The organism is Thiomicrorhabdus marina (genome assembly GCF_017571465.1).
Lineage (GTDB): Bacteria > Pseudomonadota > Gammaproteobacteria > Thiomicrospirales > Thiomicrospiraceae > Thiomicrorhabdus > Thiomicrorhabdus marina.
Genome location: NZ_JAGETV010000021.1, coordinates 1 through 15,914 on the forward strand (window position 1 = coordinate 1; position 15,914 = coordinate 15,914).

The 15,914-nt window shown below is 44.1% G+C and carries 15 protein-coding genes; 6 read left to right on the forward strand and 9 right to left on the reverse strand.

The genetic code is table 11. The features are described 5' to 3' along the window. Positions 1-159: 159 nt before the first annotated feature. The 3 genes from J3998_RS10085 to nudE form a co-directional block, all read right to left on the reverse strand. Positions 160-828 carry a TorF family putative porin gene (locus J3998_RS10085; RefSeq protein WP_208150540.1) on the reverse strand — a complete coding sequence of 223 codons (669 nt, stop codon included), beginning with the start codon at positions 826-828 and terminating at the stop codon, positions 160-162. 337 nt (positions 829-1,165) lie between these two features. Beyond that, complete coding sequence (gene cysQ / locus J3998_RS10090; RefSeq protein ID WP_208150541.1) at positions 1,166-2,047, reverse strand: 3'(2'),5'-bisphosphate nucleotidase CysQ; 882 nt, start codon at positions 2,045-2,047, stop codon at positions 1,166-1,168. Then, positions 2,047-2,595 (reverse strand): ADP compounds hydrolase NudE, encoded by a 549-nt coding sequence (nudE, locus tag J3998_RS10095; RefSeq protein WP_208150542.1) that lies wholly within the window; start codon positions 2,593-2,595, stop codon positions 2,047-2,049. The genes cysQ and nudE overlap by 1 nt, the downstream gene beginning before the upstream one ends. A 316-nt stretch (positions 2,596-2,911) precedes the next feature. Here nudE and yrfG point away from each other — a divergent pair, with 316 nt between their 5' ends. Next, positions 2,912-3,580: a GMP/IMP nucleotidase gene (gene yrfG, locus J3998_RS10100; protein ID WP_208150543.1), complete on the forward strand. Its 669-nt coding sequence runs from the start codon at positions 2,912-2,914 to the stop codon at positions 3,578-3,580. Between the two features lie 14 nt (positions 3,581-3,594). Here the strand turns inward: yrfG and J3998_RS10105 are convergent, their stop codons facing one another. Next, on the reverse strand, positions 3,595-4,224 hold the full coding sequence (locus J3998_RS10105) for a thiopurine S-methyltransferase (protein WP_208150544.1): 630 nt from the start codon (positions 4,222-4,224) through the stop codon (positions 3,595-3,597). A 108-nt stretch (positions 4,225-4,332) separates the two neighbouring features. On the opposite strand from J3998_RS10105, the gene J3998_RS10110 reads away from it, so the two are divergent. Together J3998_RS10110 and J3998_RS10115 are read left to right on the forward strand one after the other, a co-directional pair. Next, positions 4,333-4,896 (forward strand): protein disulfide oxidoreductase, encoded by a 564-nt coding sequence (locus J3998_RS10110; RefSeq protein ID WP_243750704.1) that lies wholly within the window; start codon positions 4,333-4,335, stop codon positions 4,894-4,896. After that, positions 4,897-5,616 (forward strand): spermidine synthase, encoded by a 720-nt coding sequence (locus tag J3998_RS10115; protein WP_208150545.1) that lies wholly within the window; start codon positions 4,897-4,899, stop codon positions 5,614-5,616. On the opposite strand, the gene J3998_RS10120 is transcribed toward J3998_RS10115, so the two are convergent. Both J3998_RS10120 and J3998_RS10125 read right to left on the reverse strand, forming a co-directional pair. Then, positions 5,582-6,877 carry a sensor histidine kinase gene (locus J3998_RS10120; RefSeq protein WP_208150546.1) on the reverse strand — a complete coding sequence of 432 codons (1,296 nt, stop codon included), beginning with the start codon at positions 6,875-6,877 and terminating at the stop codon, positions 5,582-5,584. The two genes, J3998_RS10115 and J3998_RS10120, sit on opposite strands and share 35 nt — an antisense overlap. Next, the gene (locus tag J3998_RS10125; RefSeq protein WP_208150547.1) at positions 6,870-7,619 is read right to left on the reverse strand and encodes a response regulator transcription factor; all 750 of its coding nucleotides are present in this window, start codon (positions 7,617-7,619) and stop codon (positions 6,870-6,872) included. The genes J3998_RS10120 and J3998_RS10125 overlap by 8 nt, the downstream gene beginning before the upstream one ends. Positions 7,620-7,988: 369 nt before the next feature. Here J3998_RS10125 and J3998_RS10130 point away from each other — a divergent pair, with 369 nt between their 5' ends. Both J3998_RS10130 and J3998_RS10135 read left to right on the forward strand, forming a co-directional pair. Continuing rightward, entirely contained in the window at positions 7,989-10,253 is a 2,265-nt protein-coding gene (locus J3998_RS10130; protein WP_208150548.1) for a hybrid sensor histidine kinase/response regulator, read from the forward strand. Positions 10,254-10,343: 90 nt separating this feature from the next. Then, entirely contained in the window at positions 10,344-12,266 is a 1,923-nt protein-coding gene (locus tag J3998_RS10135; protein ID WP_208150549.1) for an ATP-binding cassette domain-containing protein, read from the forward strand. A 328-nt stretch (positions 12,267-12,594) separates the two neighbouring features. Here the strand turns inward: J3998_RS10135 and J3998_RS10140 are convergent, their stop codons facing one another. The 3 genes from J3998_RS10140 to J3998_RS10150 form a co-directional block, all read right to left on the reverse strand. Next, positions 12,595-12,816 (reverse strand): hypothetical protein, encoded by a 222-nt coding sequence (locus tag J3998_RS10140; RefSeq protein ID WP_208150550.1) that lies wholly within the window; start codon positions 12,814-12,816, stop codon positions 12,595-12,597. Positions 12,817-12,827: 11 nt separating this feature from the next. Next, positions 12,828-13,997 (reverse strand): Na/Pi symporter, encoded by a 1,170-nt coding sequence (locus J3998_RS10145; RefSeq protein ID WP_208150551.1) that lies wholly within the window; start codon positions 13,995-13,997, stop codon positions 12,828-12,830. A gap of 371 nt (positions 13,998-14,368) precedes the next feature. Then, positions 14,369-14,833, reverse strand: coding sequence for a hypothetical protein (locus J3998_RS10150; protein WP_208150552.1), 465 nt, complete (start codon positions 14,831-14,833; stop codon positions 14,369-14,371). 521 nt (positions 14,834-15,354) lie between these two features. Between J3998_RS10150 and ectA the strand changes: the two genes are divergently transcribed. After that, positions 15,355-15,897: a diaminobutyrate acetyltransferase gene (gene ectA / locus J3998_RS10155; RefSeq protein WP_208150553.1), complete on the forward strand. Its 543-nt coding sequence runs from the start codon at positions 15,355-15,357 to the stop codon at positions 15,895-15,897. Positions 15,898-15,914 lie beyond the last annotated feature (17 nt).

Consider the following 15,914-nt stretch of genomic DNA (forward strand, 5'->3'; position numbering starts at 1 on the left):
AAAGGCAAGGGAATAGTCACGTTGGGTACGCTTAGTGTTTGAAGTCATTACTTTTTCCTTTTAAGGGCGGAAAAAGTGTCAACGCTATTTAGGACAGGTCAAACTCAAACTAAAAAGCCGGCATTGTGCCGGCTTTTGACCTAATAAGTTAAGCCATTATTACATCAAGTCGAAAGACTTAGTGATGCTTAGTACAAGATAATCAGCTGAATCACCACCGTCTGGATCAGAATAGATGTAATTCACACCACCATCTAGGCCTTCAGCTAATGAGAATGAGTAACCAACATCAACATAAGTCAACTCATCGTCTTTAGTATCCATATCGCCATCAAGTTGGCCTACGGTTGCAGAAAAATCTCCAAGACCAATAGAAGCGTACATATGATCATAATCTAACTTATTACCGTAGTTATCATACTCCCCACGGTCATAACCAACAGTTACAGGACCATAGCCCACAGAAAGATTTAATTCTTGATAAGTGTCATCAAATGCGTCATCAGTGTAGTAATATCCAGCAAAACCAGCTCCTACAGAAAAACCTTCGATTTCTCCACTCCATCCAGCGTAAATATCATATTCTAGCCCGTCTTCAACATCAGCAACCCAAGTACCAACATAGATGCCTGACTCATGTTCATAATCCAAGCCTGCAGATGCCGAAGCTGATTCAGTCTGTTCCACCCCACGGAAAATGTAATTCGAAACCATACCAACATTAGCGGAAACCCCAGCTTGCGTGGTTGCTGGTGCAATCGCTGCCATTGAAGAACCTGCAACAGCTAGTGAAAGTAGTAGAGGTTTAAGTTGTAGTGATTTTTTCATTATCTAATCTCCAAGACTAATTGAGTTGTTTGTTAAAAATTTAAAGCATTTAACTTTGCTGAGTTAATAGCCTGCTAAGTGCCAAAAACTGATTAAACATTTACTTTCAATAACTTACAAAAACAAACTCATTTTTACCGTTTTTTTACAATTTACTTTAGCACCAATTAAATACAAAAAATAAACCAACTTGGTGCAAAGAAAATCGCAAGGTAATTTCATCTAAGGAGTGATCTGAAAAAATAGTGAATGGAGATGAAATAATCTTGAAATAATAAACGCCCAATAAAAAATGGGCGCTTATAGACTATAGAAAAGACAATTGATAAATCGGAAGTTACATCACTTCCGGAATCGGCGGCCATGAATAATCGGTTTGGCAAACCACCAAAAAGAAAGGATTGAGCAACGTTGGTGTCTGCACATATTCCAACGGATGACCGGCAGCATTAAGCACAGCACCTCCTGCCATTTCGACAATAATCTGTGAAGCCGCAGTATCCCACAAGGAAGTCGGCCCAAATCGAGGATAGACATGCGCTGCACCTTCAGCAACAAGGCAGCTTTTCAGAGCAGAACCCATTTTTACCGTTTCATGAGCGCCCAACTCGGACATAAAGTATTGCGTTCGCCCGCCATGTCGACGACTGACTGCAACCTTAGTGATTTCCTCTTGAGCAAGATTCGCCGTACGAATTGCGCGCGCCTGCTGTAATAGTGCTTTTATATCTAACGTATCAACATCGTTAGACTGCACGCCTACATCGACCTTATAAGAAGTATTCCCTTGAATCGCATAATAAAGGTGATTCACTTCCGGCCCAAAGACCACACCAAGTACCGGTTTATGATGATGAATTAACGCGATATTGACGCTGAATTCGCCGGTTCCTTCTATAAACTCTTTGGTGCCGTCCAAAGGATCTACCAACCAATAAGTCGACCAGTGCTGACGTTCATCAAACGAAAACTTCGCCACGCTCTCCTCGGTTACTAGAGGAATATCCGGCGTCATGGATTGCAATGCTGTAAAGATTAAACCGTCTGCATAACGATCTGCCTCGGTAACCGGCGTGCCGTCTTTTTTCTTATCGACATCGATAAACTCATTCGCTTGATTTTCACGATACATGCGAGAAATACAACGCCCGGCTTGCAAGGCAATCTTACAAACCTGCGGTAGCCATTGCTGCAACTGCTGCTGGTCAATTTGTTCCATTAAATTTTTCCTAGATGTTTTAAAACCAATAACAAAGCAGCATAGGCGCGTCCTTCGCTAAAATCCTGATGATGCAGTAGCTTTTGCCAGTCGTCGATATGCCACGGCACGATTTCCAACGGCTCAGGTTCATCACCCAACGCTGTAGCCGGTTCCAAACCGGTCGCCAAGACAATATGGGTTTGATGAGTCATATACCCTGCCGCCAAAGAGACACTATCCAATAGTTCAACGGTTTGCGGCAAATGCTCAATCTCTTCCTTGCTCTCTCGCAAGGTCGCCTCCAACCAAGTTTCTCCAGGGTCAATTTTACCTTTCGGAAACCCTAACTCGTAACGGCCAACGCCGGCGCCGAACTCGCGAATTAACAACATGGTGCCATCTTCCAGCATTGGAATAATCAACACTGCACCACCTTGGCTCCCTAAAAGACGCTCGTAGTGTACTTCCACGCCATTGGTAAACTGCAAGTGTTGCGACTGTACGGTAAAAATCCGCGACTTAGCGGCGATATTTTCCGCTAAAATGGTGGGCAGTTTTTGACTCATAAAAATCTCATTTGGCAAACGATAATGACTGCCAAACATCATACGCTAAGGGAAAACACTTGCCAATGTGAGGGGCTGTTTAGGGTTCATTTGTCTATTCTGCTTTTGCAGTTTTTCTTTCATCAAGGCAGAATGAACGCGATATAGTTACTCTATATATAAGTGAGTTCTAACGTAGAAGAAAGGTAAACTGCTATAAGCCCTTTAGGGTTGTGGCTAAAACCCCATCAACTTTTGTTGCCCTTCGCTTATTTAGAATGACCGCGCTCAATGCGCCTCAGTTGATAAAATTTTAGACACAACAGAAAACACACAAATGAACCCTAAACAACTCCTAGACTGGAATCAAATCGACACCGTATTATTAGACATGGACGGAACGCTACTGGATCTGCATTTCGACCACCATTTCTGGATGCATACGGTACCGGAAGCCTACGCTTATAAAAAGCATATTTCGATTCGCTCGGCGATGGCAAAGATTCATAAAGAAATTAATTCCCATGCCGGCACCTTAAATTGGTACTGTTTGGATTTCTGGAGTGAAAAACTCGGATTGAATATTGCCGAGCTAAAACGCGGTTTCAAGGATGACATTGCGGTACATCCGGAAGTTTTGGAGTTTTTGGCAGCACTGCGTGCGCACGACAAAAAAGTGGTGATGGTGACTAACGCGCATCGCGACAGCCTTGCCCTAAAGTTAGAAATGACGGAAATCGGCCGCTATTTCCATACGATGATCTCTGCGCATGACTTAGGCATCCCAAAAGAGGACATCCGTATTTGGTCGGAAATCCAGCATATCGAGCCTTATGACCCAAGCCGAACTATGTTGATTGATGACAATCTAAAAGCTTTAACAACTGCGCAGCAATATGGCATTGCTATTCCAATGTGTGCAACCTACGTTAGCCCAAAGTTAAGCAAAATTGACCCGCAAGGCTTTCCATTTTTTGAAAATTATTTGGAAATCATGCCTCGCTAAATTCTGCCGATTATCTACGGGCGTAATAGTAATACCTTCTCTGTCACTGCATTACCTTTGCGCTCAAATCGCTCTTCATCGACCACTTCAATCGACGCAAATTCCGCAAACAGCTCACGCACTTCCGACTCCAGAACCGAGAACGGCGGGCCATTCATAGTACTTTGATCGTACTCCATAATCACCATTAAAAACGGTGTCCCCTTTGGTAAAACCTTCTGCAAGTGTCGCGCGTAGTCGTGACGCATTTTCGGTGGCAAAGCGACAATCGATGCACGGTCATATACCGCTTGTACTTGCATGCAATCTTCAGCCGTCAACTGAAAAAAATCACCGCACAATAATGTCATCTGCTCCAGTTCATAGCCACAATAATTATCATGCTGAACCGGTTCGGCGTTTAATTGATTCTCAGATAAAAACTCATCCAACGCTTTTTGCGATAGCTCAATCCCAAGCACTTCATGCCCAAGTTTACGCAACCACAGCATATCCAGAGACTTGCCGCATAGAGGTACTAAAACCCGTCCTTGCCCCTCCAGTTCCAGCTTAGGCCAGAAATCCCGTAAAAAACGATTAATCTCCTGCTGGTGAAAACCAACCACACCGCTGGCCCACATGTCATGCCAAAAGTCTGCCTGCATAAATATTTATCCTTTCAAATTGCTGTGAATCTTTGCCCAGTCAAATGGTTTATAATCTGCGCAAAATTTCTGCTTATTGTAGAGCATTCAAAAGAGAAACCGTGCGCCATGAAAGATGACCAAACCATGAAAAAGCCAGAACAGCCACCGTCAATTTGGCAAAAAAGTTGGATGAAAAACCTACTGACCGTTTTGCTTTTTGTCGCCATCTTTATGGCGCTACGCCCATTGATGCAAGGCGATGTCATTGAAGGTCAAGCCCCCAAATTACAACTGCAAAGCTTGAATGGGGAAACCTTGGATTTGCAAGCGATGAATGCACAAGGAGAGCCAGTGTTGATCCATATCTGGGCGACGTGGTGCCCAGTTTGCACCTTTAGCCGGGACGGCATCGAAAATATCGCTGCCGATCACAAGGTCATCAGTATTGCCACGCAATCCGGCGATGATCAACAGCTTCTCGATTACGCCGCAGAACACAAGATGAATACGTCATTGATCGTCAATGACTTAGACGGCGCTATCGCCAAACAGTTTGGCGCCAAAGGCGTACCAGCCGATTTTGTGATTGCCCCGAACGGCAATATCGAATTTGTCGAAGTCGGCGTCACTAGCTCGATTGGCTTGCGTCTGCGCCTGTGGTGGGCCGGTTTACAAGGAGAGGATAAATAGATGAAGTTCGGTGGCACAGTTATTCATAAAGCCCGCGACGAATACGGCATTATCGAAGTCATCGAAAACCGTACCGTGCGTAAACTGCATTTCGATTCTCCGGTCGAACAGAGTTGCATCTTCCGCAATGCGCCGATGACGCTGAATTTTGAATATCAGCAGAAAATGGTTGCCCAAGTCAATGAACACTTTCAACAAGTTAATCAACCAAAAGATTACCGTATTTTAATGCTCGGCATGGGCGGTGGCACTATGGCACACCACCTTTATCACAGTCTGCCGGACGTGCAACTCACCATTGTTGAACTGCGCCAGATCGTGATTGATGTCGCCTATCGATTTTTCCAACTGCCGGATGTACCGGAAGTAGAGAGCGTTCAAGCGGATGCCATCGCTTATATTGAAGAACTGGCAAGTTTCTGTCAAAAAGACCCGCGGCATAAATTCGACTGCATCATCGTCGATATCTTCGATGCCCATGGCATTCCAAGCGAACTGTGCGATTACGGATTCCATCAACAAATTCAGAACTGCATTAATCCACGCGGCCGCTTGATTTACAACCTCTGGAATCGCATGGCGCAAAATCGCCAAAAAGAGCCGACTGAAGAGACCGGGATTATCCTCAATATTCTAGAAGATATTAGTGAACCTGTGAAACATCGCCAAGATGCATTGATGCGTTCTACCAGCAACCTAATCGTAAGTCTGGATTTTTAGGCTCGCATACCACTTGCGCACAAAATTCCTCTTGCAAACGCTGATAGCTGAAATGCCAACCTAACATCTGGCAAATACGCTCGACAATCTCCAACCCATAGCCATAGCTGCGGTTTGCCTGTAACAGATTCTCACTGTTTGGCTGATAAGGATTGTAGATACAAAGCCCCGATTCCGTAATGGTAATGCGCACCGTACCGCTACTATAACCGCACGCGTTCCTAAGCAAATTGCGAATCAACACCAGAACAAATGCCGGCGGCGCTTGCACTAATAGCTGTGCTTCTTCATGTAGACTATAAGGTTTATTCTCACTTGGGAACAGTTCTCTAACCACATTCAGCTGCGAATTGACCACCACATTGACATTCACTTCCTCAAAACGCTCTACTTCAATTTCCTGCTTGCCAAGCAATAAGAAAGTATCCGTCAACAAGGCAATTTCATCGCAACTCTGCTCAATTCTATCGAGCGCCTTCTGAGCACGAAAATCCGGATTTTTAAAACGCTGCAAAATCTGCGACGAACCTTGCAGTACCATTAACGGCGTGCGGATTTCATGGGCGCTAAACCGACTAAATTCCTGTTCGCGGCGAATAAAATCGGCCATTTTCTGTTTACTATCCAAGAGTGCTTGCTCAATGACTCGCAGCTCTTGGTATTCAGCATCGACGTTAAAATCCGGGAAATCCGGCGGCATCTGATTAATTTTCTCGACTACATGCTGCAACGGTTTTGCCACTTTATTGAGCGCATATTTCATATACACAAACAATATCGCCAAGCCCAACAAACCAAGCAGTGAAGCAAAAAGATGTAGATTATTTTCAAAGCTATCCAGATAATCATCCGCGGTATCTTTAAAGACAATATAGAACAGACCTTGTCCGGACGGGTTCTCACGCACCAGCAGATGCTTATCTTCATTGCCAATATGGTGTTCGTAAAATCCGACCTGTTGGTAAGCGGTTAACCACTGCGGATTTTGCCCGTCACTGGAATCACTCCAATAAATGTCGAATTGATTGCTATTCGGCAAAGAAGCCAAACGCCCTTGCTTAGCAAAGTCCTGCTCATACTGCTCTGCTTCAGCAGTTAACCAATGTTGTAAACTGGCTCTTTCCGACTGGCTTTCGGTAAACTCAACCATCGCTAAAAACAACACCATAAATAAGGCAATCAAACCAAGATTGATCCAGAAAAAATGGCGCACGATTTGCGGTGCATCGCTCGTTAATAGCGGCGTTTTAGACTTATTCATGCTCAACCGTAATATCGTCTAACAAACGATAACCTTGCCCATGAATGGTTTTCAGCATCGACTGCTGACCGTTATTTAAAGCTTGCCGCAGCGCATAAATATGACTCCGTAGTGCATCACTTTGCGGTTCATCCTCACCCCAAACTTGGCGAACCAGAGTTTTCCTCGAAACCAGCTGCGGATGTTTCTGCATCAAACATTTCAGAATCGCTTGCTGTTTAGGTGCCAACTTAATGGTTTTCGCGCCCCAAACAATCTGATTGTTGGAGAGATCAAAGCGTAAAGCTCCGACCGTCAATAACGACATATCTTTACGCCCGCCGCGTTTACTTAAAGCAGTCAAACGCAGCTCCAACTCTTCCATCGAAAAGGGCTTGATCAGATAATCATCTCCACCGGCATTAAACGCCATTTTCTTATCTTCCAAAGAATCCTTAGCGGTCAAGAACAGAATCGGCGTCGACAAATGCATCTCTTGACGAAGAACTTGCACTGTCTGCAAACCGTCTAATTTCGGCATCATAATATCCATTACTATCACATCATAAGTCGACTTTTGGCATAACTCCAAAGCCGCCTGACCATCGTAAGCGCAATCCACTTCAAACCCTCCAAGCTCAAGGTAATCGAGCATGGTTTCCATGACCTGATGATTATCTTCAACGATTAAAATCTGTATCGCACCGGACATATTCTTTTCCAAGTAAAAATGATTAGAGAAATGATAATGCTTGTGCGCCATGATTGCTGCTAAAGAAGTTGAAGTAATCATGGCGTTTTAGGAAGCGCAGAACAAGTCCAAATGACTTCAGGCAAAGTAAAATTTAGGCTAAGTAAAGCGTCTGTTTGCGGTAATTTCACATTTTCTTCACGCCTACTTCACTATGATTGACTCATGAGAGTATTCTCATAGCTCAAGCATCGTACCTTGAGCGTCCATTGTTCAAAAACCAATGATTGTATTTTGCGCCGCTCATAACCCGCGGCGCTTTTTTTATCGATCACGACATCTTCGTAAACCTATCCTAAAGTTGCGATAACACAAAAAGCTTTACAAGAATATCCGCTATGCTAAGCAGAGTTATTTCTTCTTGAAGCTCAGGCCGCTACTATGTCGCTCCCAAATCTTGAAATTTTCCCGGAACCTTGTCTGATTACCGACTTAGACCACGCCATTGTCGGTATCAACAATAAGGCTGCTCGACTTATAGACGATAAAGCGACGCCAAATGAAATACTTGGGCGAAGCTGGCAAGCACTGACCAACACCGACCTTGAGCAAATTGTCTTACGACTAAACGACGAATGTTCTAATTCAGAACCGAAACTGCAATGTAGCCTAAATGAACATCGGCAATTGGAAGTCGAACTTATCGCCAAAAAAATAGACATCGATGGCCAACCTTATCTTATTTACTCAATTCGCGATTTAAGTGCGCAGATTAAATTTGAAAACGCTTTAAAGGCACAGCAAACTTTACTCAGAACGGTAATCGACGAAAGTCCTGACGTCATTATTATGAAAGATTGGGATGGCAATTTTATCCTCTGCAACCGCACCGTTGCTCATCTCTATAATTCAACACCAAATGAAATGATCGGTCATGACGACGCTCACTTTACCGGCAATGAAGAACAAAACCGCTTTTTCCGTGAAAACGTCCAGCAAATCATGCGCAATATGCAAACCGAAGTCGTTTACGAAGATTCCATGAATGCCGAAACCGGTGAAATTCGACACTTTCAATCGATTAAAAAACCGTTAATGAACGAGTATGGCGAAAAGCAAATTTTAGTAATTGCGCATGACATTACCGACGTGGTTCGCGCTCGACAAAACATTGAAGAGAGTGAAAAGCGTCTCTCCTATGTTATGGATGCCACTTTAGAAGGGATTTGGGATTGGGATATTCGCACCGGCGAACTGCGCCACAATGACCGTTGGTACAGTATTCTCGGCTTAAATGAAGGCGACAAAATCGCCACCGTCGATAATTTTATTGCGCATATTCATCCCGAATACCGTGAAACAGTCATGCAGCTTGTTCAAGATTGTTTGCAAGGCAAACGGGAATACTATTATTCGGAACACCGTATGCTTAAAAACGATGGTGTTGCTACGTGGGTGCAAGATCGCGGTAAGGTCGTCGAGCGCGACGAAAACGGCGAACCTTTAAGAATGGTCGGTTCATTTACTGAAATTAATCGTCGTAAACGAGATGAACAACATTTACAGGAGGCTAAGCGCCAAGCGGAAACCGCCAACCGTGCCAAGAGTGAATTTCTTGCCAATATGTCGCACGAAATTCGCACGCCCTTAAATGGTATTCTCGGTTTAGTGGAACAGCTTCTCGACGACAAGCTAACAGACGAAAAGCGTCAGAAATTAAGCATGGTGCATAACAGCGGAGAATTGCTGCTAAACATCCTCAATGATATTCTCGATTTTTCCAAGATCGAAGCCGGCAAGGTCGATTTGGAGCAGCACAACTTTTCAATCAACAAAATCATCGCCGATGCTATCGGACTGATGCAAGCCCCCGCTCAAGCGAAAGGTCTAAATCTGTATGCTGAACTGGATTCGCAGATTAACTGGCTGCAAGGTGACTCACATAAAATCAAACAGATTCTTATCAACCTAGTCGGCAATGCAATTAAATTCACCGAACAGGGCGAAATCAAAATTGAGCTGCAAAAACTCGGCGACCGTTACCGAATCTGGGTGAAAGATAGCGGTTGCGGCATCGCTCCGGATGAAATAGGCAAACTCTTCAATGCTTTCCAGCAACTCGATGCCTCGACCACAAGACGTTTTGGCGGAACCGGCCTTGGACTCTCTATCAGCAAAAATTTATCCGAACTGATGCACGGCAATATGGGCGTTGAATCCACACTCAATCAAGGCTCTTCTTTCTGGTTGGAATTGCCTTTAATTGCCGGACAAGCCGAAGTTGAACAAGACAAACCGAATAGCCAACCTAACCAATCTGTCTCGGAATTAGAAGGCATGAAAGTCCTTGTGGTAGAAGACAACCTAGTCAACCAAAAAGTCGCGGAGGCTTTCCTCAAAAAATTGGCAATGAAAGTTTCTCTGGCGGAAAACGGCGCCGAAGCGCTGCAAAAAATGAAGATTCAGAAGTTTGATTTAGTCTTTATGGACTGCCAAATGCCGGTCATGGACGGCTTTGTTGCCAGTGAAGCGATTCGTCAAGGCAAGGCCGGCGAGAACAATCGTCAAGTGCCGATAATCGCCCTCACGGCCAATGTGATGCAAGAAGACAAAAAACGTTGTCTTGCCGCAGGCATGAACGGATTTATCGGCAAGCCGATAAAATTGCAACAACTGACCGACGAAATTCATAAAGCCTTGAATTGAGAGAAGCCCTAGAGAGCATACAGATGCTTTGCCCAAAAAATCGTACAGGGTTTATAATCAGCGCCAATATTACATTTTCAAGGATTTCTCATGGCTCTGCTGTTTCTGCGCGACATTCAACTAAGCTTCGGCTCAGCGCCGCTACTCAATAAAATAAACCTGCAAATCGAAGCAAATGACCGCTTGTGTATCGTCGGTCGCAACGGTGAAGGCAAATCCACTTTATTGAAAGTAATCGAAGGCTTGATCACAGCGGACGACGGCAGTCGAATCGTACAAGACGGCGTGCAAATCGCCAAACTGCAACAGGAAGTCCCGCACGACACTCATGGTTCGGTATTTCATATCATCGCACAAGGCTTAGGCAATATTGCCCCGCTACTGGATCAATTCCATAAGCTGAGTGTCAAAATGCAAAATGACTATTCAGACGAAGTACTTGAACATTTCACCCAAGTTCAGCAGGAAATTGAAGCCAAAAACGGCTGGGAATTAAATCAGCGCGTCGACACGGTTATTTCCAAACTTGGGCTACCCGCTGACATCGAATTCTCAACCCTTTCCGGCGGGATGAAACGTCGCGTATTATTAGCTAAAGCTCTGGTTCAAGAGCCGGACATTCTGCTTCTTGACGAGCCGACTAACCACTTGGATATTCCGTCAATTCAGTGGATGGAAAACTTTATTGCAGGGATGCGTTGCGCACTGGTATTTATCACCCACGACCGTTCATTTCTTCAAGCCATCGCCAACCGTATCGTCGATTTAGATCGTGGTCGCCTGAGTAACTGGGAATGCGACTACCACACTTACTTACAACGGAAAGCAAATTGGCTAGAAGCCGAAGCCAAACAAAACGCCGAGTTCGATAAGAAGCTAGCACAAGAAGAAACCTGGATTCGTCAAGGCATTAAAGCGCGTCGTACCCGTAATGAAGGCCGTGTTCGTGCCTTGGAAAAACTGCGTTCCGAGCATAAGGCGCGCCGCAGCCAGCAAGGTAAAGCGAACCTCCAAACCAATAGTGCCGGCTATTCCGGTAAGCAGGTTATCGAAATCAAAGATCTAACCTTTAACTTCGACAACAAGCCCATTGTCAACGGCCTAAACAGCGTGGTCATTCGCGGCGATAAAATCGGCATTATCGGCGAAAACGGCTGTGGTAAATCGACGCTACTCAACCTATTGCTCGGCAAGCTTGAACCGCAATCAGGTTCAATTAAACTGGGCACCAATCTAAAAATCGCTTATTTTGACCAGCACCGTGCCCAGCTAAACGAGGAGCTTCCGGTAGTAGAAAGCGTTTTAGAAGAGAGTGATCACGTCGAAATCAACGGCCAGCGTAAACACGTTATGGGTTATTTAGGCGACTTCCTATTCACCCCGGATCGTGCTCGCCAACCGGTTAAAGCGCTATCTGGCGGGGAACGCAACCGCCTACTGCTAGCGCGTGTTTTCGCTAAACCGTCTAACCTATTGATTCTTGATGAACCGACTAACGATCTTGATGTCGAAACTCTCGAACTGCTTGAAGAACTGCTAATGAATTACGAAGGCACCGTACTGATTGTCAGCCACGACCGTGCTTTCTTGAATAATGTCTGTACCAGTTCATTAGTTTTCGACGCGCCGGGTGATGTTAATGAATATGTCGGTGGCTATGACGATTGGTTGCGCCAACGTCCAGCACATTATCTAGAAGAAGCCAAAGCCGAGAAAAAATCTTCCGTTAAAGAAGAAACAAAAACTGAGACCGCGCCGGAAAAACAGGTCAATAAGCCGGTACAGAAGAAAAAGCTGACCTATAAAGACCAACGCGAATACGATTTGCTGCCGGAAAAACTGGAAACATTGGAAGCGGAAATCGAAGCCATTAGCGCAGTCATGGCCGAACCGGATTTCTATTCACAAGACCAAGCAACCGTGCAAGCGAAACTCGCCGAACTGCAAACCAAAGAAGGCGAACTCGAAGCCGCTTTTGAACGTTGGGAAGAGTTAGAAGGAATGATTTCTTAATTCAAAATCATACGAACTCTATTCGTTAAAATTTTACGCCTACCTCTATTGCGTAAATTTTCAACGACCCGATTAAAAACAAAAAAGCGGAGTCTCCTCCGCTTTCCAATACAACAAAACTTTTAAACTAAGGATACACAGAATAAATCTCCATTGACTTCAAACGAAGAACTCGACGCCCGAAGGGGTAAGTCGAGACAGGGGCTTGGTAAAATTTGTCTAAGCGGTGCTGTCTGTTTTTGTCAGGTCTAGACATGACAGCAAACAGACGCCTTGCTTAGCCTAAATTTTACTTTGCCTGAAGTCATTTGGACTTGTTCTGTGTTTGCTAAGATTTCTTTTGAGCTATTTCGTCTCGGCAGGTCTTAGTAAAGAGAATAATATTATTTAATAAAGAATCAAAATCACTCAGGTGAACATCCAGCTCATCAATTGCTTGGTGCTGTTCAACTTTCTCAACTTCGTTAAGTTTATTTTTGAGCACTGAAAGCTGTGCTTCTAACTCGCCAATCTGCGTCTGCAAGTTTTCTTTTTTTTGACTAATATCCATAAAGAGATTCCTTAAAAGACCCACTCACTAAACCCGATTAAGATCAGCGGGATGATGATAAACAATAATAACATATACGCAGCAACATACAGCTTGTTGCGCTCAGCTAAACTAGCCAAGGTTACCGCAAGATTTAATGGAATTTCGCGCAGGAACGGCACACCATAAATGACGATTACACCAATCAAATTATAGAAGAAATGCACTAACGCAATTTGCAGTGCGAAGATTGCATTATCACCGGAAACCGCCGTTGCAGCTAATAATGCGGTAATCGTCGTACCAATATTCGCGCCCAAGGTGAAAGGATACACCTGACGTAGGCTAAATACTCCGCTCCCTGCCAGCGGCACAATCAAACTCGTGGTCGTTGACGATGACTGCACAAGAACGGTGATTCCTGTTCCCGAGGCAATACCTGAAACAGGACCGCGTCCGACCGCAGAATGCAGAATACGTTTAGCGCGCCCTACCATCACAAGTTTCAAAATCTTACCAATCGCAGTAATGACTACGAAAATCAACGTAATTCCAAGCAAAATCAACACGGAGCCAGATAAAACATCCGAGAATCCCCAAGAGTCGAACGTGTTTTGCAGAAATTTAACGGGAGGTTTGACGATCGGTTTTAAGAAATTAAACTCTTTTACCGACAAGGACTGTCCACCGAGCATCATATTGGCAAAGAAAGCGCCAATTTTTTCAAGAATACCGAACATGATTTCGAGCGGAAGGAAAATGACCACACTTAAAACGTTAAAAAAGTCGTGAACCGTCGCGGCCTGAAAAGCTCGCTTAAAATCTTCGCCTTTTTTAACGAAGCCCATCGAGACAATAGTATTGGTGATTGTCGTACCGATATTCGCGCCCATTACCATAGGAATTGCAACTTCGACGGGCATACCGCCGGCAACAAGACCCACAATAATAGAGGTAACCGTACTGGAGGATTGAATCAGTGCAGTAGCGATAATACCGATAACTAGTGCCGTAATCGGATTACTTGCAAATTCAAATAATTCTTTGGCTTGTCCCCCTGCTGCTTCTTTGAAGCCACTGCCAATCATTCCAACGGCAATAAGCAATAAATAAACGAGCAAAGCGATTGTCAGCCACTGTCGCCAATTCGCAGCGCTATTTAGCTCCTGCTCTTTTGGTGTTTCTAAAACGTTCTCGGTCATCTTTAATGTCTCTGTATTTATTTAGGGAAACACAGAATAAGTCCCCATTGACCTCAGCGAGGAGTTTGGACTTGTTCTGAGTTTCCTAGAGGTACTCTTTTTCAAAAGAAATCTAGCTATTTATCTGCATTAACGTGAAGACGAGCAAGATTTTAAAAAAGAGTCTAAAGATTAGCCGCACCCGCAAGGTGACAGTTTTTTTAAGAAGTATTGTAAAAAGATGAAAGAAATTTTAGGGGTTGTTAATAAGTAAAATTCGACAATCAAAGCGTTTTCTCGATATCCGCTTCATGCATTGAGCTCTTCGTTTGAGTTCAGTTTACAATACACATCCCGAAGAGCCTTAGTCATTGTTACTATTCGCACTGCAATTATGACACCGGATTGAAACTAACGACAAAATTCACTGACAGCTGTTCGTTGGCAACATCCACAATGACAGGCTCAATTGAGACGACCAATAACTGACCTCCTGCAACCTTTGCCGCCAATAGTTCTAAATTGACCACTTTGCTACTGCCCGACATTTGTAGAGTGGCCGGCACTTTAAGGCGTTGCATCGTTGGCATTTGCCATAGCTTAGCTAGATCAATCTTAGTTTTCAAAAGCGCTTGACTGGCGTCATAATCTTGTAAGCCAACAATGACATTCACATCACCCTGTTTAGAAATAGCACCGCTGATATTTTTTAAGGTTTCAGCCTTTACCGCCGATGTTTGAACGGCATTATAGCTAATCGCAGAATGTGCACTATCAATGATAAATCCCGAAGCGTTCGCCAAACCAGCCATACTGAACATCAAGGCACTCAATAAAATTTTAGCTAACATTGTCATTTTCCTCTCCTTCATCCAAACGGTAAAAATGCTTACCCAAAATACCATTTTTACGGATTACACAATCAATAACTTCGATTGATTTTTCAGCCTCTAAGAAAAAAATAATTAATGAAATAAAACGTGTTTAATTTTCAAATAACCATTTACTCATTCCTATAGATCTCCAAGTTAACATTACCCTTTTCTATAGACCCTTGAAAATATCCCTCGATTTGTTATGGTAAGCAGCAATTTTAAGCAACCCAAGACTTAAATTATCTTTTTTACTACTGCAATTACATTGCTGTCTTCTGCGTTTAGGCGCTGTTTTCTAGGCCGTGAAAACCGGTCAAGTCTAATCCCTAGGGCAAAACCCTCAGGATCAATCGTAAGGCATATGCATGCAGCTATTTCTGTGCATATTCATTTAGCACTTAGCCATGTCCAAAATGTGTCCTTAACGTCTTTTGTGTTTCTCAAATTCATTTTTGTTTCAACGCGATTGGTCAAAGATTCATCTTTAACCGAAGTACCTCATTATGGAGCCTGCTACCAATAATTCATCGATAATTTACCGACGTCCAAATTTAGAAGATGGACTCAACATTCACCAATTAATAGCCGATTCTCCTCCGTTGGATGTGAACTCAAGCTATCTATATTTTCTGCAAAGTTCGCACTTCACACAGACCTGTGTGTTGGCCGAACAAAACGGCGAGCTGCTTGGCTTTGTCTCCGGCTATTTGCGCCCAGACAAACCGACTGAACTGTTTGTCTGGCAAATGGTGGTCGCCGAAGCCGGTCGCGGCAAAGGTATCGCCAAACAACTGGTACGCCAGCAACTAAAACAAGCGTTGCAGTTGCAACCCAATCTGCAAAGTTTGAGTTGTACCATCAGCCCAAGCAATCAAGCATCGCAAGGCGTGTTTATAAGCCTAGCCAACCACTTTGGCTTACAACTCAGTAAAGAGACGTTCTTGACCGAGGCGCATTTCGCCGGCCAAGAGCATGAAGCCGAAGATTACTACTGCCTACAGCCCCCTGCCGGTCAGAGCATTCAATCGCGCCTTGAACAGCGATAACAGGCACTGAAGTAAAT